This window comes from Methylocystis sp. H62 (genome assembly GCF_015709515.1).
Lineage (GTDB): Bacteria > Pseudomonadota > Alphaproteobacteria > Rhizobiales > Beijerinckiaceae > Methylocystis.
In genome coordinates this window covers 473,305-495,946 of sequence record NZ_JADNQZ010000059.1, presented here as the reverse complement: position 1 = coordinate 495,946, position 22,642 = coordinate 473,305, and the positions used below count along the sequence as shown (strand labels likewise).

At 63.7% G+C, this 22,642-nt stretch carries 22 protein-coding genes; 8 read left to right on the top strand and 14 right to left on the bottom strand.

Annotated elements, in window-relative coordinates; translation table 11 throughout:
* Positions 1–12 precede the first annotated feature (12 nt).
* From ppx to IYY11_RS21705, 13 genes are all read right to left on the bottom strand, one after another.
* Complete coding sequence (ppx, locus tag IYY11_RS21765; protein ID WP_196405794.1) at positions 13–1,539, bottom strand: exopolyphosphatase; 1,527 nt, start codon at positions 1,537–1,539, stop codon at positions 13–15.
* The gene (locus IYY11_RS21760) at positions 1,532–3,766 is read right to left on the bottom strand and encodes an RNA degradosome polyphosphate kinase (RefSeq protein ID WP_196405793.1); all 2,235 of its coding nucleotides are present in this window, start codon (positions 3,764–3,766) and stop codon (positions 1,532–1,534) included. Before IYY11_RS21760 ends, ppx begins: the two co-directional genes overlap by 8 nt.
* Before the next feature lie 67 nt (positions 3,767–3,833).
* Positions 3,834–4,529 (bottom strand): DnaA ATPase domain-containing protein, encoded by a 696-nt coding sequence (locus IYY11_RS21755; RefSeq protein ID WP_196405792.1) that lies wholly within the window; start codon positions 4,527–4,529, stop codon positions 3,834–3,836.
* Positions 4,526–5,746 (bottom strand): AI-2E family transporter, encoded by a 1,221-nt coding sequence (locus IYY11_RS21750; protein WP_196405791.1) that lies wholly within the window; start codon positions 5,744–5,746, stop codon positions 4,526–4,528. The genes IYY11_RS21755 and IYY11_RS21750 overlap by 4 nt, the downstream gene beginning before the upstream one ends.
* A 1-nt stretch (position 5,747) precedes the next feature.
* Positions 5,748–6,296, bottom strand: a complete 549-nt coding sequence (locus tag IYY11_RS21745) for a CDP-alcohol phosphatidyltransferase family protein (RefSeq protein WP_196405790.1) — start codon at positions 6,294–6,296, stop codon at positions 5,748–5,750.
* The gene (locus tag IYY11_RS21740) at positions 6,293–7,126 is read right to left on the bottom strand and encodes an ABC transporter permease (protein ID WP_196405789.1); all 834 of its coding nucleotides are present in this window, start codon (positions 7,124–7,126) and stop codon (positions 6,293–6,295) included. The genes IYY11_RS21745 and IYY11_RS21740 overlap by 4 nt, the downstream gene beginning before the upstream one ends.
* Complete coding sequence (locus IYY11_RS21735) at positions 7,123–8,037, bottom strand: ABC transporter permease (RefSeq protein WP_196405788.1); 915 nt, start codon at positions 8,035–8,037, stop codon at positions 7,123–7,125. Before IYY11_RS21735 ends, IYY11_RS21740 begins: the two co-directional genes overlap by 4 nt.
* Positions 8,038–8,226: 189 nt before the next feature.
* Positions 8,227–9,279: an ABC transporter ATP-binding protein gene (locus tag IYY11_RS21730; protein ID WP_196405787.1), complete on the bottom strand. Its 1,053-nt coding sequence runs from the start codon at positions 9,277–9,279 to the stop codon at positions 8,227–8,229.
* Positions 9,276–10,049: a class I SAM-dependent methyltransferase gene (locus tag IYY11_RS21725; RefSeq protein ID WP_312029764.1), complete on the bottom strand. Its 774-nt coding sequence runs from the start codon at positions 10,047–10,049 to the stop codon at positions 9,276–9,278. The genes IYY11_RS21730 and IYY11_RS21725 overlap by 4 nt, the downstream gene beginning before the upstream one ends.
* A 41-nt stretch (positions 10,050–10,090) precedes the next feature.
* Positions 10,091–10,570 (bottom strand): DNA polymerase III subunit chi, encoded by a 480-nt coding sequence (locus IYY11_RS21720; protein WP_196405785.1) that lies wholly within the window; start codon positions 10,568–10,570, stop codon positions 10,091–10,093.
* Between the two features lie 181 nt (positions 10,571–10,751).
* Positions 10,752–11,063: a BON domain-containing protein gene (locus IYY11_RS21715; RefSeq protein ID WP_196405784.1), complete on the bottom strand. Its 312-nt coding sequence runs from the start codon at positions 11,061–11,063 to the stop codon at positions 10,752–10,754.
* A 58-nt stretch (positions 11,064–11,121) separates the two neighbouring features.
* Positions 11,122–11,517, bottom strand: a complete 396-nt coding sequence (locus IYY11_RS21710) for a DUF4383 domain-containing protein (protein WP_196405783.1) — start codon at positions 11,515–11,517, stop codon at positions 11,122–11,124.
* A gap of 318 nt (positions 11,518–11,835) precedes the next feature.
* Positions 11,836–13,386: a leucyl aminopeptidase gene (locus IYY11_RS21705; protein WP_196405782.1), complete on the bottom strand. Its 1,551-nt coding sequence runs from the start codon at positions 13,384–13,386 to the stop codon at positions 11,836–11,838.
* Between the two features lie 390 nt (positions 13,387–13,776).
* Here IYY11_RS21705 and lptG point away from each other — a divergent pair, with 390 nt between their 5' ends.
* The 8 genes from lptG (at position 13,777) to aat (ending at position 21,831) form a co-directional block, all read left to right on the top strand.
* Positions 13,777–14,862 carry an LPS export ABC transporter permease LptG gene (gene lptG, locus IYY11_RS21700; protein ID WP_018407749.1) on the top strand — a complete coding sequence of 362 codons (1,086 nt, stop codon included), beginning with the start codon at positions 13,777–13,779 and terminating at the stop codon, positions 14,860–14,862.
* Positions 14,862–17,438 (top strand): LPS-assembly protein LptD, encoded by a 2,577-nt coding sequence (locus IYY11_RS21695; protein WP_196405781.1) that lies wholly within the window; start codon positions 14,862–14,864, stop codon positions 17,436–17,438. Before lptG ends, IYY11_RS21695 begins: the two co-directional genes overlap by 1 nt.
* An 89-nt stretch (positions 17,439–17,527) precedes the next feature.
* Positions 17,528–18,316, top strand: coding sequence for a DsbA family protein (locus IYY11_RS21690; RefSeq protein ID WP_196405780.1), 789 nt, complete (start codon positions 17,528–17,530; stop codon positions 18,314–18,316).
* Positions 18,317–18,408: 92 nt separating this feature from the next.
* Positions 18,409–18,852, top strand: a complete 444-nt coding sequence (gene aroQ, locus IYY11_RS21685; RefSeq protein WP_018407746.1) for a type II 3-dehydroquinate dehydratase — start codon at positions 18,409–18,411, stop codon at positions 18,850–18,852.
* A 7-nt stretch (positions 18,853–18,859) separates the two neighbouring features.
* Complete coding sequence (gene accB, locus IYY11_RS21680; protein WP_196405779.1) at positions 18,860–19,381, top strand: acetyl-CoA carboxylase biotin carboxyl carrier protein; 522 nt, start codon at positions 18,860–18,862, stop codon at positions 19,379–19,381.
* A 13-nt stretch (positions 19,382–19,394) separates the two neighbouring features.
* A complete protein-coding gene (gene accC / locus IYY11_RS21675) occupies positions 19,395–20,753 on the top strand; it encodes an acetyl-CoA carboxylase biotin carboxylase subunit (RefSeq protein ID WP_196405778.1) in 1,359 nt (452 codons plus the stop codon).
* Between the two features lie 18 nt (positions 20,754–20,771).
* Positions 20,772–21,092, top strand: coding sequence for an MliC family protein (locus IYY11_RS21670; RefSeq protein WP_196405777.1), 321 nt, complete (start codon positions 20,772–20,774; stop codon positions 21,090–21,092).
* A gap of 70 nt (positions 21,093–21,162) precedes the next feature.
* On the top strand, positions 21,163–21,831 hold the full coding sequence (gene aat, locus IYY11_RS21665) for a leucyl/phenylalanyl-tRNA--protein transferase (RefSeq protein WP_196405776.1): 669 nt from the start codon (positions 21,163–21,165) through the stop codon (positions 21,829–21,831).
* Here aat and IYY11_RS21660 read toward each other — a convergent pair.
* Positions 21,828–22,583 carry a DUF2155 domain-containing protein gene (locus IYY11_RS21660; RefSeq protein ID WP_196405775.1) on the bottom strand — a complete coding sequence of 252 codons (756 nt, stop codon included), beginning with the start codon at positions 22,581–22,583 and terminating at the stop codon, positions 21,828–21,830. The two genes, aat and IYY11_RS21660, sit on opposite strands and share 4 nt — an antisense overlap.
* Positions 22,584–22,642: the final 59 nt, after the last annotated feature.

Here is a 22,642-nt window from a genome sequence, read left to right as displayed (position 1 = left end):
AACGCTTTGCGTTCAGGGCGCGACCTCGATCTGCGCGTCGGCGCCCATGAGCTTGCCGAGCACCTTCAGACGATTGAGCACGCGCTCGCTCGCAAGATCGGCGTAAGCGGCAGGCAAAGTGAGCGTCGCCGCGCGATCGCAGACACGCAAGCGTGTGCGCGGCAAAACGCCGGGCATCGACGCTGACAATAAATAGGCGACCCGCATGAGCGCCCCGAGAATGCGCGCGCGCGCGAACAGTCGCGTCGTCAGCAGCGTGCGCAAATCCGAAAGCCCTTCCACGCCGTCGAGCCCTTCGTGACGGAAGACGATTGCAAGCGACAGGAAGGCGCGGCCCGGATGATCAATGGCGACGAAGGGCCCCTGCGTCACGATGTTCATGGCGCGCTGCGCGCGATATTCCGGATGAGCGCGCCACGCGATGTCGGAGAGCAGGCAGGCGGCGTGGCGCAGCCGGCGCTCCTCGTCGGTTTCGTCTATGCCGCTCTTTTCCATATAGGCGTCCGTCCAGTCGATGAGATCGTCGCCATAGCCCGGCGCGCGCGCGAAAGTCGCTTCCAATTCGCGCGTCGCCGCGAGCAAGGGATCGACGCGACGCTCGGCCGGCGACAGGCGCTCATACAACAAGCCTTCGCGCACGCCCGCGGCGGAAATGACGATCTCACGAGGCTTGGCGCGGCGGATGATCTCGTCAAGCACGATCGCCCCATAGGCGAGCAGAGGCCGGCGCGCTGCGGAAACGAAGTCGATGTCCTCAAGCGCCTCGCTGTCGATATGTTCGACGAGTTCGGCGAAATCGGCGGCTTCGCTCGTCTGGATGCGGTAATGATGCATGACGCCGAGCGCATAGTTGCGCTGACGCATGTGGAGTTTGGCGAGCGATCGCCAGGTGCCGCCGACCGCGTAAAAGGTTCGGCCCTTGAGATGATCGAGCGGCTTCGCGTCGGCGATCGCCTTGCGCGCGATGCGCGTCGCCTCGCGCATCGAGCGCCGCGAAGCGTCCATCAGCGCGAGGCCGCCGAGCGGCAGGGTGATCCCTTTGCCGAGCGCTTCCTTGTGGACGTCGATCAGTTCGAGCGACCCGCCGCCGAGGTCGCCCACGACGCCGTCCGGCTCATGAATCGCCGAAATGACGCCAAGCGCGGAAAGTTCCGCTTCACGGCGGCCCGACAGCAGCGAAATGTCGCGCTGAATGGCGTCGCGCGCCGCGTCGAGAAAAACATCGCCGTTCTTGGCGCCGCGCACCGCCGCGGTGGCGATCACCTCGATGTCGTCGACGCCCATCGTCTCGCAAAGCGCGCGATAGCGGCGCAGCGCCCTCATCGCCTTGTCGACGCCCTCGTCGGGCAGTCGACCTGTCGTGACGACGCCCTTGCCGAGACCGCACATCGCCTTTTCGTTGAAGATCGGGGTCAGCGCGCGCGCGAGCGCCTGATAGGCGACGAGACGCACCGAATTCGAGCCGATGTCGACGATCGCGACAGGCTTTGGCGCGGAGTCGGAGCGCTGCGTCGCGCCGCGCGCCGCCGCCTCAAGCATTTTGGCCGCGCTTTAAGAGCGAGCGCGGCCGCCAGTCCTTGAGCGACTTGCCGCGTCCCGAAAGCGAGGGATTGGTCATGAAATATTTATGCGCGTTGAATCGCTCCTCGCCTTCGGGCGGAACGATGCGCAGCGACGAGCCGTCCGGCAGGACGCGATAGCTCTGCTCATTGTCGATCAGATTGGCGAGCATGATCTGATCGAGCACCTGCTGATGCACCGTCGGATTGACGATCGGCATCATCACCTCAACCCTGCGATCGAGATTGCGCTGCATCAGGTCGGCGGAAGAAATGTAGACGTGCGCGCGCGGATGCGGCAACGCATGGCCGCCGCCGAAGGCGTAGACACGCGCATGTTCCAGAAAGCGGCCGACGATCGACTTCACGCGTATGTTGTCGGAAAGTCCCGGGACGCCGGGGCGCAAACAGCAGATGCCGCGCACGATGAGTTCGACCAAGACTCCCGCCTGCGACGCCGCATAAAGGGCGTCGATGATTTCCGGATCGACAAGCGCGTTGCATTTGCCCCAGATGACGCCAGGCTTGCCGGCTTTCACAAAAGCGATTTCCTGCTCGATATGTTCGAGAAGCTTCTTCTTGAGCGAAATCGGCGACACCGACATGCGCTCAAGCCCGGCAGGCTCCGCATAGCCGGTGATGTAATTGAAGATACGCGATATATCCCGTCCGATCACCGGATCGGCGGTGAACACCGAAATGTCCGTATAGATGCGCGCCGTCACCGGATGATAATTGCCGGTGCCGACGTGGCAGTAGGTGACGAGGCCGCCGCCTTCCCGGCGCACGACGAGCGACAATTTGGCGTGCGTCTTGAGCTCAATGAAGCCGAAGACGACTTGCGCGCCGGCGCGTTCAAGATCGCGCGCCCAGCGAATATTCGCTTCCTCGTCGAAGCGGGCCTTTAATTCGACCAGCGCGGTGACCGATTTGCCCGCCTCGGCGGCTTCGACAAGCGCGCGCACGATCGGGCTGTTGTTCGACGTGCGATAGAGCGTCTGCTTGATGGCGATGACATTGGGATCGCGCGCCGCCTGTTGCAGGAACTGCACGACGACGTCGAAAGATTCGTAAGGGTGATGGACCGCGAGATCCTTCTGCTTGATCGCGAGGAAACAGTCGCCGCCATTGTCGCGCACCCGTTCCGGAAAGCGCGGGTTATAGGGCTTGAATTTCAGTTCCGGCCGGTCGAGCGCGACGAGTTCGGAAAGATCGTTGAGCGCCAGCATGCCGTCGATCTCGAAAGTCTCCGGCTCGTTGACGTCGAGCTCCTCGGCGACGAGCGCGCGCAAGCTCGCCGGCATATCCGCCGCCACTTCGAGCCGGATCACCGAACCGCGCCGACGCCGCTTCAACGCGGTCTCAAAAAGCAGCACGAGATCTTCGGCTTCTTCCTCGACTTCGAGATCACTGTCGCGGATGACCCGGAACAGCCCCTGCGCCCGCAGCAAATAGCCAGGAAACAGCCGCTGCGCGTTCATCGCGATCAGCGTTTCGAGCAGCATGAAGCGCTCGCGGCCGGCGACGCCCGCCGTCGCCGGCAAGCGCACGAAGCGCTCGATCTTTGGCGGCAAGCGGACCAGCGCCTGCAGCGTCTTGCGATCGCCGGGGCGCACGAGTTCGAGCGCCAATGTGAAGCCGAGATTGGGGATGAAAGGAAACGGATGCGCCGGATCGACCGCCAGCGGCGTCAGCACCGGAAACACGCGGCTGAGGAAATATTCCTCGAGCCACTCGCGGTCGGCCTTGGACACGTCCGCAGGCTCGACGATAATAATGCCGACGTCTTCAATCTCGGCGCGAAGCTCGCGCCAGCGCCGCAATTGCTCGCTCGTCAACAGCGTGACGCGTTCGGTCACCTTCGTCAGCTGCTCGGCGGGCGTCAGGCCGTCCTCGGAGCGCGCCGTCACGCCGGAGCGCACCTGCCCGCGAAGGCCGGCGACGCGCACCATGAAGAATTCGTCGAGGTTATTGGCCGAGATCGATAGGAAACGCAGCTGCTCGAGCAATGGGTGGCTGCGGTTGGAGGCCTCCTCCAGCACCCGGCGGTTAAATTCCAGCCAGGACAGTTCCCGATTGATGAAACGTTGTGGAGAGGTCGCAAGCTTGGCGGGATCCTCCACGAGAATCTCGTCGGCGCAATCCATAACGGCGATATCGGCGCCCGTGCGCTGGGCTGCGAGTTTATCCTGAATATGCGGTTTCATTTCCACTTCCGGTTCCCAGCCATCATGCCACAGGCCTGTGCGGCGACGAAATCATTCGATCAAACCCTCAAGTGAACTTCTCAATAACCTTGGCCGCGAGCGCCCGTGTGACAGGCCGCCCCTGCGCCAAAGCCTCGCGGTCGAGAGCGGCGACGAAGGCGCGTGCCGCGGCGAGCGAGCGCTCCAGCCTCAGCGCGGCGAAGGCCAGCGCCGGCGGCTCGACGAGGAGCTGCCGATCCGCGAAGAGCTTCACCAGAACCGCGCGCATCAACGCCTCGTCCGGCGCGCCGATTTCGACGATCGGGGCGCGGCGCAAACGCGACAGCAGGTCGGGAAGCCGGGTGTCCTCCGCCCGCGGCGGGCGGGCCGCGCTCATCAGCAGGAAGGCGCCGCTTTCGTTCACGAAATTCAGGAGGTGGAACAGCGCGGTTTCGTCAGCCGCCCGGTCCACATCGTCGATGACGATGGCGCGCGGCGCCTGCGCGACCAGAACTTCCAGCGTCGGCAGGGCGCCGGGCGCAACGACAAGCGCGCCCGCGCGCGCCGCCCAAATGGCGCAGAGGTGCGATTTTCCCGCGCCGGCGGGCCCGATCAGCGCGAGAACCCGGTCCGGCCAATCCGGCCAGCGCTCGATCATGTCGAGCGCCGCGAGGTTCGACGCGGCGGGCAGAAACTCGTCGCGTCCGAAACGCGGCGTCGTCGGCAGGTCGAGCGGCAACTGACGTCCCGGCTCACATGTCTCCGGCGCGCCGGCTTTTGTCATGCGCGATCGGGGATCGGGTGCTTATAAAGCGCGCTCCCGCGGTAGCGCTTCGCAAGAAAGCGCATGAAGGCGCCGAGCGCCGCCGCGACAGGCACGGCGACGATGAGGCCTGTAAAGCCGAACAACGCGCCGAAGGCCAGCAAGGCGAACATGATCCAGACCGGATGCAGCCCGACGGAGGCGCCGACGAGCCGCGGCGACAGCACATAGCCGTCCATAATCAGTCCGGTCGTCACGATCGCCACCGCCTCGATCGGCAGATTGATGTGCGGCCAGCCCTGAACGACCGCGACGATGATCGAGAGAACGAAGGCGGTGACGGAGCCGACATAGGGGACGAAGCTCAGAAAACCCGCGATGACCCCGATGAGAAAACCGAAATTCAGCCCAATCGCCGAAAGCCCGCCCGCATACCAGACGCCAAGGAACAGGCAGACGAGCGACTGTCCGCGCACAAAGCCGGCCAGCGCGCGATCGATGTCGCGGGCGAGCGAGCGCACGTCCTCGCGATGGCGCGGCGGAATCAGATCGTCGATGATGGCGACCATGTGATCCCAATCGACCAGCATATAGAAGGCGACGACCGGCGTGATCACGATGAGCGAGACCACGTTGATCAACGCATAGCCTCGCCACAACAGCGATTTTACGAAATCGCCGAGCAACGTCGCGCCCTGGCTCGTGAGATCGTTTATATATTTTTGCGCATCGAAAGACGCGGCGGCGCCGCCCAGCCCGAATTCCTGCAACCAGCCATTGATGGAATCGCTGGTGAAGCGCTCGCTCCATTGCGTCAGGAGGCCATGCAGCGTCTGCAAATAGCCCGGCAGCGAGGTGATGAAGCCCGCAAGCTGATGCGAAAGAATCGGAACCAGAACAACCGCCGCGGTCCCGACGACCAGAAGAAAGACGACGAGCAGGAGACCCGCAGCGCCCAATCGCGACAGGCCCAGCCGCTGCAGCCGGTCAGCCACGGGGTCGAGCAGATAGCCGAGCGCGGTTCCCGCGACAAAAGGCGCCAGCACCGGGCTCAAGAAATAGAGCGAAAGGCCAAGCGCCAGAAGCGTTAAGCCCCAGAGCGCAAGCTGCCTTTCGAGGCTCAGCCCTGCCCATTGCAGCTGCCGCATCTCGGCGTCGTCGCCTGTTTCGAGAGGCGGCGGCGGAATGACCGCCGGCTGCGCAGTATCGGAGCTGAGCGACGGTGTTCTCTGTGACATGTCACAGCCTCATATGCTGGACCCAAAGCCACAGATAGACGCAGGCGGAAGCAACGGTCAATGCGGCGACGAGGGCGATGAGCGTCACGTTTAACAGCGGAATATGAAGGCCGTATGCCTGAACGGCCAAAACGACGCCCGCGAACACCAGTTGCGCGGCGGTGGTCGCCTTGGAAGAAAAGTGGGGATGCACCTTCATCGGCCGGCCCATGAGCCAGGACAGCGACACCGCGCCAGTGATCATGACATCACGAAAGACCACCATGATTGTGAGCCACGCCGGCAGCGCGTCGACGATGGCGAGCGTGACGTACATTGAAACGATCAGCGCCTTGTCTGCGATGGGATCGAGAATCGCGCCGAGTTCAGATTGGAGATGGTAGGTCCGGGCCAGCCAACCGTCGAGGGCGTCGGACAGGCCGGCGACGGCGAACAGCAGGAAGGCGGCGGTCCATTGCCGCTCGACGATCAAGATGATCGCCGCCGGCGTCAGCACGAGACGGCCGATGGTGATGAAATTCGGAAGAGAAGCGAACCAATTTTTTGTCATGATGCATTATCTGGCGCGCGCGCCAAGCTTGTCACCACTTGGCCATCGCGCCGCGCGCGCCTGAAAGAAACAAGCGCCGCGAGTCCGAGCGCTACGGCGACGAGCGCGAGAAGCAGCGTCGAAATGGCGTTGATCTGCGGCGAAACGCCCAAACGCACTTGTGAGTAGATGCGCATCGGCAGCGTCGTCGCGCCAGGGCCCGTCGCAAAACTGGCGATGACAAGATCGTCGAGAGAAAGCGTGAACGCCAAGAGATAAGCCGTGACGATCGCCGGCGCGATCTGCGGCAACGCCACGCGGACAAAGGCTCCCAAAGGCGTCGCCCCAAGATCCATCGCCGCTTCTTCGAGCGCCGGATCGCGATCACGCAACGCCGCGAGAATCGCGACCGTCGTGAAACACATTGTCAGCGTCACATGACCGATGACAAGCGTGATGAAGCCTCGTCCGACCCCGAACGCGACGAAACACGTAAGCAGCGCGAGGCCGAGCACGACCTCCGGCAGAACGAGCGGCGCATGCACGGCGCCAAAAAACAGGAAACGCGTGCGAAAGCGGCCGAAACGCGTGAGCGATATGGCCGCCAGCAGGCCCAGCAGAGTCGAGATCGTGGCCGAGGTCAGCGCGGCGGCGAGGCTGACCTTCGCCGAATGGAGAAGCTGTTCGTTCTCCAGAAGCGCCGCATACCACTTCGTCGAAAATCCGCCCCACACCGAAACGAGACGCGACGCGTTGAAGCTCATGACCGCGAGAATGACGATCGGCGCGTAAAGGAAGACGAAGCCGACAAAGAGAGTCGCGCGACGCGCCCAGGAAACGACCGCGCTCATCCGGCGTCGTCCTCATCGGCAAGCCGCGCCCGCTCCCACAACAGTAGCGGAATCATCAACACAGCGACGAGCACGATCGCCGCGGCCGAGGCCGCCGGCCAGTCGTGATTGGAGAAGAAGTCGTTCCACAGGGTTCGCCCGATCATCAGCGTCTCGGAGCCGCCGAGGAGATCGGGAATGACGAATTCGCCGACCGCCGGAATGAAGACGAGAAGCGCGCCCGCAATGACGCCTTCGCGCGAAAGCGGCAATGTCACGCGCAAGAACGCTTGCGCCGGCGACGCGCCAAGATCCCCGGCGGCTTCGCGAAGGCTCGGATCCTGGCGCTCCAGCGCCGCGTAGAGCGGCAACAGCATGAAGGGCAGATAGGAGTAGACGATGCCGACGACGACAGCGCCCGTCGTCGCGAACATTTGCAGCGGCGCGGTAATGAGCCCCAGCGCCATCAGCGCATTGTTGATCAGCCCCTCATCCTTCAAAAGCGCGATCCAGGCGTAGACGCGGATGAGAAAGCTCGTCCAAAACGGGGCCGCGGCAAGGCCGATGAGAATAGGACGCAGGCGCTCGGGCGCGCGCGCCATGGCGAGCGCGAAAGGATAGGCGATGACCAGCGTGATCAGCGTCGAGACCGCGGCGATCGTAAGCGAGGATAGATAGGATTCGAGATAGAGCGTGTCGCTGACGAGGGCGCGATAGGAGTCGAGCGTAAAGGTCTGCGCCTTGGCCCAGATGTCGGCGAGACTGTCGGAAAGTTCGAAAATCGGCCGATAGGGCGGGCGCGCCAGCACCGACTGCGAAACGGAGATCTTGGCGATGAGCGCCATCGGCGCAAGGAAGAAGGCGCCGATCCACAGATAAGGCGCCGCGATCACGAGCCGCTCGCCCAGAGAGAGTCTGCGGCGCGCGCTCATCTGACGCCTTCGCTGCGCGCGGCGCATTGGGCGCGCTCATCCTGAGGAGCCTGCGCAGCAGGCGTCTCGAAGGACGAGGGCGCGGCTTCTCGCGCGAGTGGATTTCCTCGTCCTTCGAGACGGCCTCTCCGAGGCCTCCTCAAGATGAGGAAATCCGCGTTGCGCCGCGAACTCATTGTTAACCTCACCCTATCTCTCCTCCGCGAGAAGCGCGCCGGCGCCAGGCGGGAAGCTGAGCCTCACGGAGTCGCCGATCGCGTGGCGTTCGCCATGGCTTGCCGCCGCCCGTAGGACGATGTTGCTGGCGACGCGCACCCGCAGCAGCGTCGTTTCGCCGCGAAAGACGAAGTTCTCAACGACGCCCGCGATCCCCTCGCCGTCGCGCGCAACGCCGATGCGCTCGGGGCGCACGCTGAGCGTCGCCTGCGCGCCGTCCGGAAGATTCCCGGGCTCGCAGGGGATTCGTCCATACTCGGTGATGAGCGCCGCAGCGCCATTGCGGTCCAGGCGTCCCTCGATGAAATTCGTTTCGCCGACGAAGCCGGCGACGAAGCGCGTCGCGGGCCGGTCGTAAATCTCCATCGGCCCAGCAATTTGCTCCACCCTGCCCGCCCGCATCACGGCGATGCGATCGGCGAGCGCCAGCGCTTCGTCCTGGTCATGCGTGACGATTAGAAAACTCGTCTGCGTCAGCCGCTGGATTTCCTTGAGCTGAAACTGCGTCTCTTCGCGCAGCTTGCGATCGAGCGCGCCGAGCGGCTCGTCAAGCAGCAGCATTTTCGGACGCGGCGCGAGCGCCCGCGCCAGCGCGACGCGCTGCTTCTGTCCGCCTGACAGCTCAACGATTCTCCGAGGGCCAAAAGCCGAAAGCTGCGTCATCGCGAGCAATTCGTTGACGCGCGCGTCGATGGCGTCTCTGGTCTCGCCCTGCCGGCGCAGTCCGAAGGCGATGTTCTCGAACACGTTGAGATGCGGAAACAGCGCATAGGACTGGAACATCATGTTCACCGGTCGCCGATAGGGCGGCACGCCGGAGAGATCGTCGCCATTCAGCGCGATCGTTCCGGCGTCGGGCGACTCGAAACCCGCGATACAGCGCATTAGCGTGGTTTTGCCGCAGCCCGACGGGCCAAGCAGCGCGAAGAATTCGCCGGCCCCCACGTCGAGCGACACGTCCTCGAGCGCAACGACCGCGCCGAACTTTTTGCTGACGCTTTTAACCGACAGCAGCGGCGCGCTCACCCGCCAGCCTCGTCGCGACGAAACTCGGCGCGCCAGTGGCGCGCGAGGCCGCCGCTTGCCGGAAGATCTTCCAGTGAAACGAGCCGAAGACCGTCGATGGCGAACGCCTCGATGTCCCTCCGCGCGAGCGGCCATGGCGGGCCGCCCATCTCCTCATTGTCATCGCGCGCCCGCGAGATGATGAGCAGCGTTCCGTCCGGCGCGACAAAGGCGGCGAGCGCCCGCGCGGCGTCGGGCAGAAGCGCTTCCGGCAGCGCCTGCAGCGTATAGAGCTCGTGCACGAGATCGAAGGCGCCGCGCCATTCGGATGGCGCATTGAGGAGATCGGCGATTTGATAATCGACCTTGCTCCGAGGAAACCGCTCGCGCGCCCATTGCACGGCGCGCTCGACGAGATCAAAGGCGACGACATGCGCGCCGGCGCGCGCCAGCGCTTCGGCGTTGTCGCCCAGTCCGCAGCCGACGTCGAGCGCGCGACGGCCGACGAGCGAGCGCGCGGCCAGCCAATCTTCAAGCAGCGGGCGCGGCTCAAGATGCGCCCAGGGCACTGCGGCCGGATCGTCCTCGGCGAGAGCGTAGACCGCCTCGAACCATTCCCGGCGCTTGGGATCGGCCTCGATCCCTCCCGCGCGTTTATGCGGATCAACGGCGTCGAGCCTTTCGCGCGCCTTGGCGCGGCGCTCGGCGAAATCTTCGCCCAGAGCGCGCTGCGAAAAAGTGGAAATTGGGTTTTCGTCTGGAGCGCGCTCTTTGCCTTTGGAATCGATCACGTCATCCGCATCTTGGCGATCCCGCCCAGATGCGGCGTGATCTACGCTTTCGGTTCGCGCGCCTTCTCTTCCCATCCGCCGCTCTCGCTCTGCTGGTGATAGACGAGGCTATAGCCCAGATCGCGCAGTTCTTTCCATTGCGCGCGCGCGTCGGCAAGTTCGGTGTCGTCGCGCCCGTCGAAAACCAGCGCGGCGCGTTCGCGCGGCGCGCCAGAGCCGGCGAGCGCCGGGGCGATGCGCGCGCCCTCGATGAAAAACCGCACCTCGGCGTCATTAGGGTTGTCGGTCTCGCAGGTGAGATAGATCGGCTGCGCCTGTGGCGCGCCGTCGGCCTTCGTCCCATGCGGGAGAAAGCTTTCCGGACGGTACGACCAGAGATCGGCGTCGAGCCGCTGGAGGCGCATTTCGCTCATCGCCTGCACGATGGCGCGCCAGCCGCGCGCGCGTGACCGCTCTAGGAGCGTCGGCAGCGTCTGCTCCACGGTGGCGCGGATGAGGTGATAGAAGGCGATCTCGGGCATGGCGGGCGCCTTTCGCCCCCGGCTATGTCGGAACTCTCCCCCTCGCGCAAGTTCGAGGGTCAATACACTCCCGGTAAAAATGTGTGAATTTTTGAGTAAGAGCCCAAGACCCAGGGCCGGACACGGCGACAAAGCTCAATCTGGGCAAGCGCGAGCGGTTGCCTGTGAGGCTTGAACACGACTAAGTCTCGCCCGGCGTCCAGGAAGGCGGATCGCTCGCCGGAAAAGATTCAAGGCCGGCCTGGTAGACATCGTCTTTGGGCGCCTCCCAAACCCCGCTGATGGTCAGGGCGTTTTTGACTTTGAGGGGCGAAGCGGCGGTCGAAGCGGCGTATTCCGCCTCCATCCACTCAGCCGCCGAGGCGACGGAGCCCTTGAGCACGACGTCTCCCTCGAAGATCTCGACTGCGATCGACTTGGCGTCCGCCAGAGGGCTTTTGTCGAGAGCCTCGCGGACGGCGTCGCGAAGCTCCACTGTGTCCATACCGGTCATCGCAGCCTCGATCCAAAGCGCCGCAGCCCGAAGGCTGCGGCGCTGCGCTTTGCAGTTCTTACATATGGGCCGTGGTGACCGAACGTTCCATGGGCTTCGTGAAGCCGATCGCGAGCAGGACGACAGCCAGGAATGCATGCAGCCAGTGGTCGGCGTGGTTCATCTCCACCAGCCCGCCGAACTCGGCGACGTTTGGCGCAAGGAAGCCGAGGATGGCGATCGCCGTATAGACGATGGCCACGGTGCGAATCATGAGGACCGGGACGCCGAAATAGGGGCTGAGCAGCAAGAGCGCTCCGGTGATGAGATGCACGAAGTTGTGGGCTGCATTCACGTGGAAGTAGCCGCCGTCAGAGACGATCGGATTGGGGACGAACCCCAGCAGGCCAACCGCCACGAACACGACGCCGAGAATGGTCGCGATAAAATCCGCGTTCCATCGAGATTCGATCATGATGCGTTCCTTTCAGTCCAGGACCAACTGAACTGACCATCAGATCGGGCGGCGGATAGATTTTTCCATTAAAAAGCGGACAGAATAACGTATTGACCCCTGTAGGCTGAAGCTATAGCAGGACTCCCGGCGTTAACAGGGCAAATTAATTTGAGTCGATCGTCGACCTACTTCTTCGCATTACTTCAGAACGCATCGTACGACAGCGCCCAATCCGCTCTACTGTGAAGACTCTAGAGCCTAGCTACAGAAGAACCCCGCAGTCAGGCTGAATCAGCTGGCGGAGCCAGTCGCTCGCACAGACGGAGGCATCGTCAGCTACCCCTCGTAATAGTCGCGCACCAGCCGGTCGAGCAGCCGCACGCCCCAGCCGGCGCCCCAGCTCTGGTTGGTGTCGCTCATCGGCGAGCCCATGCCCGTGCCGGCGATGTCGAGATGCGCCCAAGGCGTCTTGCCGACGAAACGCTGTATGAAATGCGCGGCGGTGATCGAGCCGGCATGCCGGCCGCCGGTGTTCTTCATATCGGCGAATTTCGAGTCGATCAGCTTGTCGTAGGCGGGCCCCATCGGCAGGCGCCACAGCTTCTCGCCGATGTGGCTGCCGGCTTTGGTCAGGCGGTCGGCGAGTTCGTCATTGTTCGAGAACAGCCCGCCATATTCCTGACCCAGGGCGACGAGAATGGCGCCGGTGAGCGTCGCCAGATCGACGATCGCCGCGGGATTGTGCTTCTCGATAACGTAAGTCAGCGCGTCGGCAAGGACGAGCCGGCCTTCGGCGTCGGTGTTGATGATCTCGATCGTCTGGCCCGACATCGATTTGACGATGTCGCCCGGCCGCTGCGCCTTGCCGTCCGGCATGTTCTCGACGAGGCCGAGCACGCCGACGACATTGGCCTTGGCCTTACGGGCGGCGATCGCATACATGGCCCCGGTCACGGCGGCGGCGCCGGCCATGTCGCCTTTCATGTCCTCCATCGAGGCGGCGGGCTTGATCGAAATGCCGCCGGAGTCGAAAACGACGCCCTTGCCGACGAAGGCGAGCGGCGCCGCGCCCTCTGCGCCGCCGCTCCAGCGCAGCACGACGAGCCGGGCGCCCGCCTCGGACCCCTGCGCGACGCCGAGCAGCGCCCGCATCCCGAGTTCGGACATCGCCTTCTCGTCGAGGACCTCGACCTCGACGCCGAGCTTCATCAGCTCCGACGCGCGGCGGGCGAATTCCGGTGGAGTCAGGATGTTCGCCGGCTCATTGACGAGAGTCCTGGCGAGCATGACGGCGTCCGCCAAATGGCCGCCATCCGACATCGCGGCGCTATGGCTGTCCGGATCGGCCAGGGCGACGACGACCTCCATCGGCCCGTCGCGATCCGCCTCGTCCTTCTTCTTTGTCTTGTAATGGTCGAATTTGTAGGCGCGCAGCCAGCCGCCGAGCGCAAATTGGCCGACCGAGTCGTGAGCGGCGGAAATTCCTTCCGGCAGGTCGAACAGCACGACCGCCCGCGCCCCCGCGCCTATTTTCGCCGAGGTTTGTCCGCCAAGCGCCAAGAAGTCCTCGAACGGCTTGGCGGCTTCGCGGCCCTCGGTCTCCTCCGCGGCGCCGAGGCCGATCAGAATCACCCGGCTCGCAGGCGCGCCGGGAGCCGCCAGAACCTCGAGCGACGTTCCCGATTTGCCCTTGAATTTCGCCGCCGCGGCGGCGCGCGACAGATGCGCGGCCGCATCCTTGAGCACGCTCGCGGCGCGCTCGCCCATGGCGAGATCGCGGCCCACGAAAATCACGAGCGTGCGCGGATGCCCGTCGTCCTCGGGCTGGCGCAGCAGCGCTTCAGCGGCGTCGAATGACTGGAGTTCATATTTGGCGTTGACGAGCATCAGGGCCTCTTGCCTCCTCCGCCGAAGCGGAAGTCGTTCCGGCGCGAATGCGTCGGTTTTTGAGAAAGTTAGCGCCGGCGGCGCGCCAGGCGCGCAATTTGACGGGAGCGGCCCGCAATATCTTCCGGCGGGCGGCGGCGGTCAATCGCGGCTCTGGTCATATTTTGAACTATTCCAGATTCGCATCCCGCCGCGGAATCGCCGCGATCTTTACGCAGAAATCCGGCGTGGCGCAAAAGCAACGCTCGCGAATTGAATATGTCGGGGCGGCTCAGAGGAGCCGCGCAACGCTTGCGCGCAAAGATGCGAGCGACTAGCGATCGTTAACAGGGCTTTAGCTGCTCCGGCCTGGAGCGGCGCGCCAAAACACTAAGGAGGACAGCCGCAGCCATGATCGGGGCGACGATCACGCGCTATTTTGCGCTGCGGTTTATGCGTACGATTCTGGCGATCTTTTTTACGATTTTCTGCCTGATGTTCGTCGTGGTTTTCGTCGAGATGCTGCGGCGCGCCAGCGACAATCCGCAGGCCGGCGCGGCGACCGTCGCGCTGATGACGGCGATGCGGGTTCCGGCCGCCGCCGAGATGATCCTGCCTTTCGCCGTTCTCTTCGGGTCGATGGCGACCTTCGTCGACCTCACCAGGAAGCTTGAATTGATCGTCGCTCGCGCCGCCGGCATGTCTGTTTGGCAGTTCATTGCGCCGCCGGCGCTCACCGCCCTGCTCATCGGGGTTGTGTCTGTGGCGATTTACAACCCGCTTTCGGCGTCTATGAAGCAGCGCTCCGAACAAATGGAATGGGATCTTTTCGGCGTGCCCGGCAGTTTGCGCATCGACCACGGCGTCTGGCTGCGCCAGCATGGCGTCGACGGGCTGGCGATCATGCACGCCATGAACTCCTCGAATGGCGGCTCGGAGCTCGCCGAGGTCAGCGTCAACATTTACGCGGCGCGCGGCGGATTCCTGGAGCGGGTCGAAGCGCGTCACGCGCGACTCGAGCCCGGGGTCTGGGTGCTCGAAAACGCGCAGGTCAGCCTGCCCGGAGAGCCGGCGCGCAGCGTCGGCTCCTACATGCTCGCCACCGACCTGACGCCCGAGCAGGTGGCGGCGGCGACGACGCCGCCGCAAGGCACGCCGTTCTGGTCGCTGCCGGAAATGACGGCGCGCACCGCCGAAGCGGGTCTCGACGCGACCGGCTATCGGCTGCAGTTTCAGACGCTTCTTGCGCGGCCGCTGCTGCTCGTCGCGATGGTTCTCGTCGCCGCTTCCTTTTCATTAAGATTCTTTCGATTTGGCGGGGTCGCAAAAACCCTTTCGGGTGGCGTGGCCGCGGGCTTCGTGCTTTACATCGTTACTAAAGTCCTCTCGGATCTCGGCGGCGCAGGCATGGTCAGCCCTGTAGTGGCCGCATGGTCGCCTGCGCTTGTCGGGAGCATGTTGGGCACGGTCATTTTGCTCTATTCGGAGGACGGCTGATGGCGCTCACCAGCTCCTCCCGGCGCCTATCCCTTCTTGCGGGCGCGCTCGCTCTCGTCGAGGCGGCCTTCGCCATGCGCTCCGCCGCTGCCGCGCCGCCGGCCGCGGGCGCCGAAGCGCGCATGGTCGTGGAGGCCAAGGAGCTCGTCTATGACGAGAAAAAGAACACCGTCACGGCCCGCGGGGCCGTCCAGATCTATTACAAGGGCCGGCTGCTCGAAGCCGACCGCGTCACCTACGACCGCAACACCTCGCGCGTCTTCGCCGAGGGCCACGCCACGCTGACCGAGACCGACGGCTCCATCGCCAGGGCCGAGCGTTTCGACTTCACGGACGATTTCAAGAACGGGTTCATCGAGAGCCTGCAGGTCGACACCGTCAACAACACGCATTTCACCTCGCCGCGCGCCGAGCGGGCCGGCGAGACGACGACCTTCGAAATGGGCACCTACACCGCCTGCGAGGCCTGTCGAAACGATCCCGCAAAGCCGCGCACGTGGTCGGTGCGCGCCAAACGGATCATTCACGACAACGTCGAGAAGATGGTCTATTACGAGGATGCGTCTTTCGAACTTCTTGGCGTGCCCGTCGCCTATGTGCCGTTCTGGTCGTCGCCGGACCCGTCGGTGAAGCGCAAGTCCGGCTTTCTGTCGCCGGTTTTCATCTATCGCCAGCAGCTCGGCGCCGGCGTGGGTGTGCCTTACTTCTGGGCGATTGCGCCGGATTACGACCTAACCGTAACGCCGATTTATTTTTCCCGGCAGGGCCCGTTCGTCACGGCCGAATTCCGTCAGCGCTTTGATAATGGCGCATATACGATCCGCGGTCAGGGCACGCACGTAGGAGACACAGGCGCGTTCGCGCAAGCCCCGCTGGGCGCCGGCGACAAGCAGTGGCGCGGCGCCATCCAGTCTTTCGGCGAATTCTGGCTCAACGACCGTTGGCGCGCTGGCTGGGACATCACGGCGCTGTCCGATCGCTACTTCCTGCAGGACTATCAGCAATACAACTATCTCCTGCAGAACTATTTCTTCCGCGAAGCGTCATCGACGATCTATCTGACCGGCCAAGGACCGCGCAGCTATTTCGACATGCGCGGCTACTATTTCCAGCTGCTGTCGCCCAATGACGTGCAGGCGCAGCAGCCGGTCGTCCATCCGGTGATCGACTATAACCGCGTCTTCGACATCGATCCTGCGGCGACGGCGGGCGTTGGCGGCCAGGTTGAACTCGACGCCAATGTGACGAGCACTTCCGCCAACGTCGCGAATTTCGAGTCCATACAGCCCCGAACGCTCGATCGCATCTATAGCCTGTACAACGTTTGCCAGATTTACGGTCGGGCGACCGACCCGGCGCAGAGCGGCTGTCTGTTGCGCGGCGTCGGCGGCGATTACCAGCACGCGACGATCAGCGGCGCCTGGAAGCGTAAAATCATCGATCCGGTCGGCGGCGTGTGGACCCCGTTCGCATTCGCGCGTTTCGTGGGAAGCTATCTCGATTACGACCGGCAAGGCTTGTTCCCGATCTATAATCAAAGTCTGTCGGCGATCCCCAACGCCGCGCAGGGCCAGTTCTTCAACGGCGCCGACAACCGCTTCCGCGGCCAGGCGCTCCCGGGCTTCGGCGCCGAATGGCGCTACCCGATCCTCGCCAGAAGCTTCATCGGCGACATCGTCTTCGAACCGATCGCGCAGGTCATCGCCCGTCCCAACGAGACTTCAATTCCATCGCTGGTGAACATCGACGCGCAAAGCCTCGTCTTCGACGATTCAACGCTGTTCGAGTGGAGCAAGTTCTCCGGCTACGACCGGTTCGAGACCGGCACGCGCCTCAACTATGGCGGCCAGGCCACCCTGTCGCTGTCCAATGGCGGCTTCATCAACGCCATGATCGGCCAGTCGCGCCAGATCGCCGGCGCCAATTCCTATGCGCAGGCTGACGCGGCGAATGTCGGCCTCGATTCCGGCCTCGACTCGCGCGCGTCGGACATCGTCGGGCGGTTCGCTTTTGCGCCTTCGTCCGTCCTCAGCCTCGTCGCCAAGGGCCGGTTCGACAAGGGCAACTTGCGCGCGCGCCGGCTCGACGTGTTCGCGACAATGAATCTGGAGCCGATCTCGCTCCAGCTCCAATACGCGAATTACGAGTCACAGCCGGCGATTGGCTTTGACGTGCGTCGTCAGGGGCTCTCCGCGACCGGAAAATACGACATCACCAAAAACTATTTCCTGATGGGCACCGTCACCTTCGATATGAGCCGCTACCTCTATAACTCGCTCACCAATCCAGCGACCACCTACTATGGGACGACGATTACGGGCTCAAATCTCACCGGCACGGCGCCCCTGTTCTCGGTCGCAACGCTCGGCGGCGGCATCGGCTATCAGGACGAATGCACGACGCTTTCGATCAATTATTCGCAGATCTATCAGCCGCAGTCCTACACGGGCCTGCCGGCGCGCAACCAGACGGTAATGGTCACGCTCCAGCTGCGCACCCTGGGCGAAGCGAAGTTCAATTACGGCGTCGGTTCGATGCTGGTGAACGACGGCGTTCGGACCAATCTGCCGCACTAGCTACTCGCGAGAAATATTCGATGCTTACGTCGGGAGGACGCCCGCCGCCCCCTGTGCTAAAAGCGCGGCGACGAAGGGACCCGACACGAATGCGCTGTCGCGCAAAGGAGAATGCAATGAGCTTTTTTATCTCGCTCGCCGCCGGCGCATGTCTCGCTCTAGGCGCGGCGACGCCGCTCTTCGCCGAGGAGCTTTCAGGCAAGCAGAAGGTTGAGATCGAGAAGGTCGTGCACGACTATCTCATTGCGAACCCGGAAGTGGTCCGGGAAGCCATTGACGAACTTGGAAAGCGCGAGAAAGTCGCCGAGGCCGCCACACGCGAAAAAGCCGTCGGCCAGCACGGTGATAAAATCGTGAACTCGCCCAACCAGGCCGTCGTGGGCAATCCGAGCGGCGACGTCACGCTCGTCGAGTTCTTTGACTATAACTGCGGCTACTGCAAGCAGTCGATGGCTTCGGTCGCCAAGTTGATCGAGGCGGACCCCAAGTTGCGGGTGGTGCTCAAGGACTTCCCCATTCTCGGCCCCGACTCCGTCGAGGCGGCGCAGGTCGCGACCGCTGCGCGCATGCAGCTCGACAGCCAGAAGTTCTGGGAGTTCCATCGCAAGCTGCTCACGACTCGCGGCCACATCGGCAAGCAGCAGGCGCTTGCGGCGGCGAAGGACGTCGGCGCAGATATGCCCCGTCTCGAGAAAGACATGTCGAGCGCAGAGACAAAGGCCGCACTGAAGGAAGTCGCGACGCTGGCCGATGAGCTGCGGTTCGATGGAACGCCCGCCTGGGTGATCGGCAAAGAGGCGATCGTCGGCGGCGTGCCCTACGCGCAACTGAAAGCCAAGATCGAAAACCTGCGCAAATGCGGTAAGACCGTCTGCTAGCGCGGAGACGGGCTTTCTTTGCGGCGACAACGAGGCTAAGACAGGCGGCCTGCCGCCTTTGAGATTTTTCGGGGAACGTTTTCGGAAGCGCTATGTCAGCCGTCCATGTGCTTAACGGTCCCAATCTCAATCTCCTCGGCAGGCGTGAGCCCGCGATATACGGAACGGCGTCGCTCGACGATATCCGCGCGACGCTGGAGAAGCGTTGCGCCGAACGTGGCGTGTCGCTGGTTTTCCGGCAGTCCAACCACGAAGGCGATCTCGTCGACTGGATCCATGAAGCCGGCAGCGCGGGAGCGCCTGTGATTTTGAACGCTGGCGCGCTGACGCACACATCGATCGCGCTCTATGATGCGATCAAGGGCGCGGAAGCCGTGGTCATCGAAGTGCATCTATCCAATGTGCACGCACGCGAAAGCTTTCGGAGCCATTCCTACATCTCGCCTGCGGCGCGCGGCGTGATCGCGGGATTCGGCCCGCTTTCATACATTCTTGCCCTCGACGCTGTCTTTGAAAACGAACTGAGAAAGAGCTGAGACACTTATGGCGCGCAAAGCTCAACCGCCTCGCACCGCTTCCTCCCGCAAACCGGCGTCGGTCACCGCGCCCGCGCCCGTCATCGACGCGGATCTGCTGCGCACGATTGCGGAGCTCGTCGCAAACTGCAATTTGACCGAATTCGAGGTGGAGAAGGGCGATTTGCGTATCCGCGCGGCGCGCACGCCTGCCGCAGCCATCGCGAGCGTCGTCGCGCCGTCGGTCCAGCCCCTGCCGCCGCCAACGGCAAAGCCGGTCACGTCCCCTGCGCCCGTCGCGGAGCCCGCCGAACACCCGGGCGCGGTAAAGTCGCCGATGGTGGGCACCGCCTATCTTCGACCGAATCCCGACGCGAAGCCTTTCGTCGAGATCGGCGCGCGCGTTTCGCTCGGCGATAAGCTCCTGCTGATCGAAGCCATGAAGACTTTCAACGACATCGTCGCCACCAAATCCGGCGTTGTGACGGCCATACTCGTCGAGGACGGCCAGCCAGTGGAATACGGCGAACCTCTCCTCGTGATCGAGTAGGCGGCGGTAAGAGATGTTCGACAAGATCCTTATCGCCAACCGCGGCGAAATCGCGCTGCGCATCCTGCGCGCGGCCAAAGAACTGGGCGTCGCAACAGTCGCCGTGCATTCGACCGCCGACGCCGACGCCATGCATGTCAAGCTTGCCGACGAGTCCGTTTGCATCGGGCCGGCGGCCGCCCGCGATTCCTATCTCAATATTCCTGCCCTGCTCTCCGCCTGCGAGATCACCGGCGCGGACGCCGTGCATCCGGGCTACGGTTTCCTTTCAGAGAACGCGCGCTTCGCGGAGATTCTCGAAGAGCACAACATAACTTTCATCGGCCCGAAATCCGAGCACATCCGCCTGATGGGCGACAAGATCGAAGCCAAGGCGACGGCAAGGAAGCTCGGCATTCCCTGCGTGCCCGGGTCCGACGGTCCGATCCTGAGCGAAAAGGAAGCGCTCAAGATCGCCGAAAGGATCGGCTTTCCCGTTCTGGTGAAGGCGGCGTCCGGCGGCGGCGGCCGCGGCATGAAGGTCGCGCGCGACGCGCATGACCTTCCCATCGCGATCGCCACCGCGCGCACCGAGGCGAAGGCCGCGTTCGGCGACGATACGGTCTACCTCGAGAAATTTCTCGAAAAGCCGCGCCATATCGAGTTTCAGATTTTCGGCGACGGCAAGGGCCAGGCGGTTCACCTCGGCGAGCGCGACTGTTCGCTGCAGCGCCGCCACCAGAAGATCTGGGAAGAGAGCCCCTCGCCCGCGCTCAACGACGCCCAGCGTTCGGAGATCGGCGAGATCTGCTCGCGCGCCATGCGAGACATGCAATACGCCGGCGCCGGCACAATCGAGTTTCTTTACGAAAACGGCGAATTCTATTTTATCGAGATGAATACGCGCATTCAGGTCGAGCATCCGGTGACGGAGGCGATCACCGGCGTCGATCTCGTCTGCGAACAGATCCGGGTCGCGGCAGGCTCGCCGCTCTCCTTGCGACAGCAAGACATGTGGTTCTACGGCCACGCCATCGAATGTCGCGTGAACGCCGAGCACCCCACGAGCTTCAGGCCCTCACCGGGGCGCATCGCTTATTACCATCCGCCCGGCGGCGTCGGCGTTCGCGTCGATTCAGCCGTCTATCAGGGCTATACGATCCCCTCCAACTATGATTCGCTCATCGGAAAACTGATCGTTCACGGGCGCAACCGAACGGAAGCGCTGATGAGACTACGTCGTGCGCTGGACGAATTTATCGTCGACGGCATCGATACGACGCTTCCGCTGTTTCGCACGCTGGTGCGCAACGCCGACGTTCAAAACGGAATTTACGACATTCATTGGTTGGAGCATTTTTTGGCGACGGGCGGCATCGAGCCCGGATTTTAGAGCGAAGGGCGGAAGAAGATGAACCGATCCTTGGTCATCGTCGCAGCGCTTCTGGCGGCAGCTGCGCCGCTCTCATCCGCCCACGCAAAAATCACCGTCCGCGGTCCTTTCGTCTTCACTTGTTCGGGCGACGCCAACGCCGCTCTGAGCGTCACTTTCCTTGGCGCGAACGCCAATCGCGCCAAACTTGTCTTTAAAGGCGAGACCGTGATGGCGAAACAGGCCATGGCCGCGAGCGGCGCGCGCTACGTCGCCAAGAACATCGAGTTCTGGAACAAGGGCGACGACGCGATGGTCGAATGGCGCGGCAAGAAGCTCAACTGCTCGACACGCAATTAATTCGACTTTCTTTAAAGAAACTCGCCGCCCGAGGGTGGCGCGGCGTTCTCGCGCCGCTATCCTTCAATAGATGTCCCGTCTCAACGCCCCCTATGCAATCACCCCGCATCTTCTGCTCCGAGCCTATTCCATCGGGCTTTTCCCGATGGCCGAGAGCGCTGACGACGACCAGCTTTATTGGGTCGATCCGGAGCGGCGCGCGATCTTTCCCCTCGATGACTTCATCGTGTCGCGCTCCCTGGCCAAGACCGTAAGGTCCGATCGCTTCGAAGTCGTCGTCGATCGCGATTTCGACGCGGTGATCGACGCCTGCGCGGCTCCCGCGTTTCGACGTGAGCGAACCTGGATCAACGCCGAAATTCATCGGCTTTATCGCGAGCTGTTCGATATTGGCTTCGCACATACGGTCGAATGCCGCCTCGACGGGCGTCTCGTCGGAGGGCTCTACGGCGTCGCTCTCGGAAGCGCCTTTTTCGGCGAGAGCATGTTCCATCTAGAGCGCGACGCCTCAAAGGTCGCGCTTGTCCACCTGATGGGGCGGTTACGGGCGGGCGGCTTCCAGCTGCTCGACACGCAATTCATTACGCCGCATCTCGCCTCGCTCGGCGCGATCGAGGTTTCGCGCGAGGAATATCATCGCGCGCTTGAACAGGCGCTCCCCGAGAAGGCCAACTTCAACGTCTGGCCCAAGAACGCGCCCGTGAGCGGCGCTCAGGCGCTGGCCGCGCTTGAGGATTAGAAGGGAAACAGCGGGTTGCTCGCTGGAGGCGGCGCCGCAGCGGGGCTGGGCTGTTCGGCGCGCCGCTTCTTCTTCTTGCGTCCGCCCGCTGACGCGGCAGGATCTTCCGCTGGCGCAGGCGCCGCCTCAGGCTCGACGGGCGCCGGAGCGGCCTGATCGACAGGCCCGATCGGCTGATTTTCCATCGGCGGCGGCGCCGTCGGCTCGACTCTGCGCGAGCGGCGCTTCTTGCCGCTGGTCCCTTCTGACGGGGCCGTCGCCTCGGCCTCGGCAGGCGGAGCCGCCGGCGCGGCCGCCTCAGCGGGCGGCGCGATCGTCTCCTTGCCGCCTTTGCAGTCGACCAGCCAGACGTCATAGACGGGATGCTCGACCCCGTGGAGACCGGGACTTGCCGCGAACATCCAGCCCGAGAAGATTCGCTTCGCCTCTTGTTTAGCGTCGGTTTTGACCGCTTCGGGCTTGGGGTCGCCCCGGCGTTCCGGCTTGAGGATGAGTTCGTCCACCTCGACGAAGCTCGTCGTCTGCGGCGTTTCGGTCTGCGGTCGCGTGTTGCATACGCGCGGCGTCACCTGAAGGGCGCCGAACTGCACCGTTTCGTCGATCGCGACGTCAAAATTGATGATGCGGCCAGTCGTCTTGTCGAGGCCGGCGAAGATCGCGGTCGGATGCCGGATCGGCTCGGCTGACGCGGCGACCGCAAAAAAAGCCCATGCGCCGACTGCCGCTGGCGTCAGGGATAAGGGCAACTTCATCCGATCACCGCATGATTCTCCGTCCGCCTCAAAAACAAGCCGGGGACGAAAGCAGGCAA

Bases quoted from the DNA above. Each gene is read 5' to 3' on its own strand.
- ppx (WP_196405794.1), bottom strand. From the start codon at position 1,539: ATGCTTGAGGCGGCGGCGCGCGGCGCGACGCAGCGCTCCGACTCCGCG.
- IYY11_RS21760 (WP_196405793.1), bottom strand. From the start codon at position 3,766: ATGAAACCGCATATTCAGGATAAACTCGCAGCCCAGCGCACGGGCGCC.
- IYY11_RS21755 (WP_196405792.1), bottom strand. From the start codon at position 4,529: ATGACAAAAGCCGGCGCGCCGGAGACATGTGAGCCGGGACGTCAGTTG.
- IYY11_RS21750 (WP_196405791.1), bottom strand. From the start codon at position 5,746: ATGTCACAGAGAACACCGTCGCTCAGCTCCGATACTGCGCAGCCGGCG.
- IYY11_RS21745 (WP_196405790.1), bottom strand. From the start codon at position 6,296: ATGACAAAAAATTGGTTCGCTTCTCTTCCGAATTTCATCACCATCGGC.
- IYY11_RS21740 (WP_196405789.1), bottom strand. From the start codon at position 7,126: ATGAGCGCGGTCGTTTCCTGGGCGCGTCGCGCGACTCTCTTTGTCGGC.
- IYY11_RS21735 (WP_196405788.1), bottom strand. From the start codon at position 8,037: ATGAGCGCGCGCCGCAGACTCTCTCTGGGCGAGCGGCTCGTGATCGCG.
- IYY11_RS21720 (WP_196405785.1), bottom strand. From the start codon at position 10,570: ATGCCCGAGATCGCCTTCTATCACCTCATCCGCGCCACCGTGGAGCAG.
- IYY11_RS21715 (WP_196405784.1), bottom strand. From the start codon at position 11,063: ATGACCGGTATGGACACAGTGGAGCTTCGCGACGCCGTCCGCGAGGCT.
- IYY11_RS21710 (WP_196405783.1), bottom strand. From the start codon at position 11,517: ATGATCGAATCTCGATGGAACGCGGATTTTATCGCGACCATTCTCGGC.
- IYY11_RS21705 (WP_196405782.1), bottom strand. From the start codon at position 13,386: ATGCTCGTCAACGCCAAATATGAACTCCAGTCATTCGACGCCGCTGAA.
- lptG (WP_018407749.1), top strand. From the start codon at position 13,777: ATGATCGGGGCGACGATCACGCGCTATTTTGCGCTGCGGTTTATGCGT.
- IYY11_RS21695 (WP_196405781.1), top strand. From the start codon at position 14,862: ATGGCGCTCACCAGCTCCTCCCGGCGCCTATCCCTTCTTGCGGGCGCG.
- IYY11_RS21690 (WP_196405780.1), top strand. From the start codon at position 17,528: ATGCGCTGTCGCGCAAAGGAGAATGCAATGAGCTTTTTTATCTCGCTC.
- aroQ (WP_018407746.1), top strand. From the start codon at position 18,409: ATGTCAGCCGTCCATGTGCTTAACGGTCCCAATCTCAATCTCCTCGGC.
- accB (WP_196405779.1), top strand. From the start codon at position 18,860: ATGGCGCGCAAAGCTCAACCGCCTCGCACCGCTTCCTCCCGCAAACCG.
- accC (WP_196405778.1), top strand. From the start codon at position 19,395: ATGTTCGACAAGATCCTTATCGCCAACCGCGGCGAAATCGCGCTGCGC.
- IYY11_RS21670 (WP_196405777.1), top strand. From the start codon at position 20,772: ATGAACCGATCCTTGGTCATCGTCGCAGCGCTTCTGGCGGCAGCTGCG.
- aat (WP_196405776.1), top strand. From the start codon at position 21,163: ATGTCCCGTCTCAACGCCCCCTATGCAATCACCCCGCATCTTCTGCTC.
- IYY11_RS21660 (WP_196405775.1), bottom strand. From the start codon at position 22,583: ATGAAGTTGCCCTTATCCCTGACGCCAGCGGCAGTCGGCGCATGGGCT.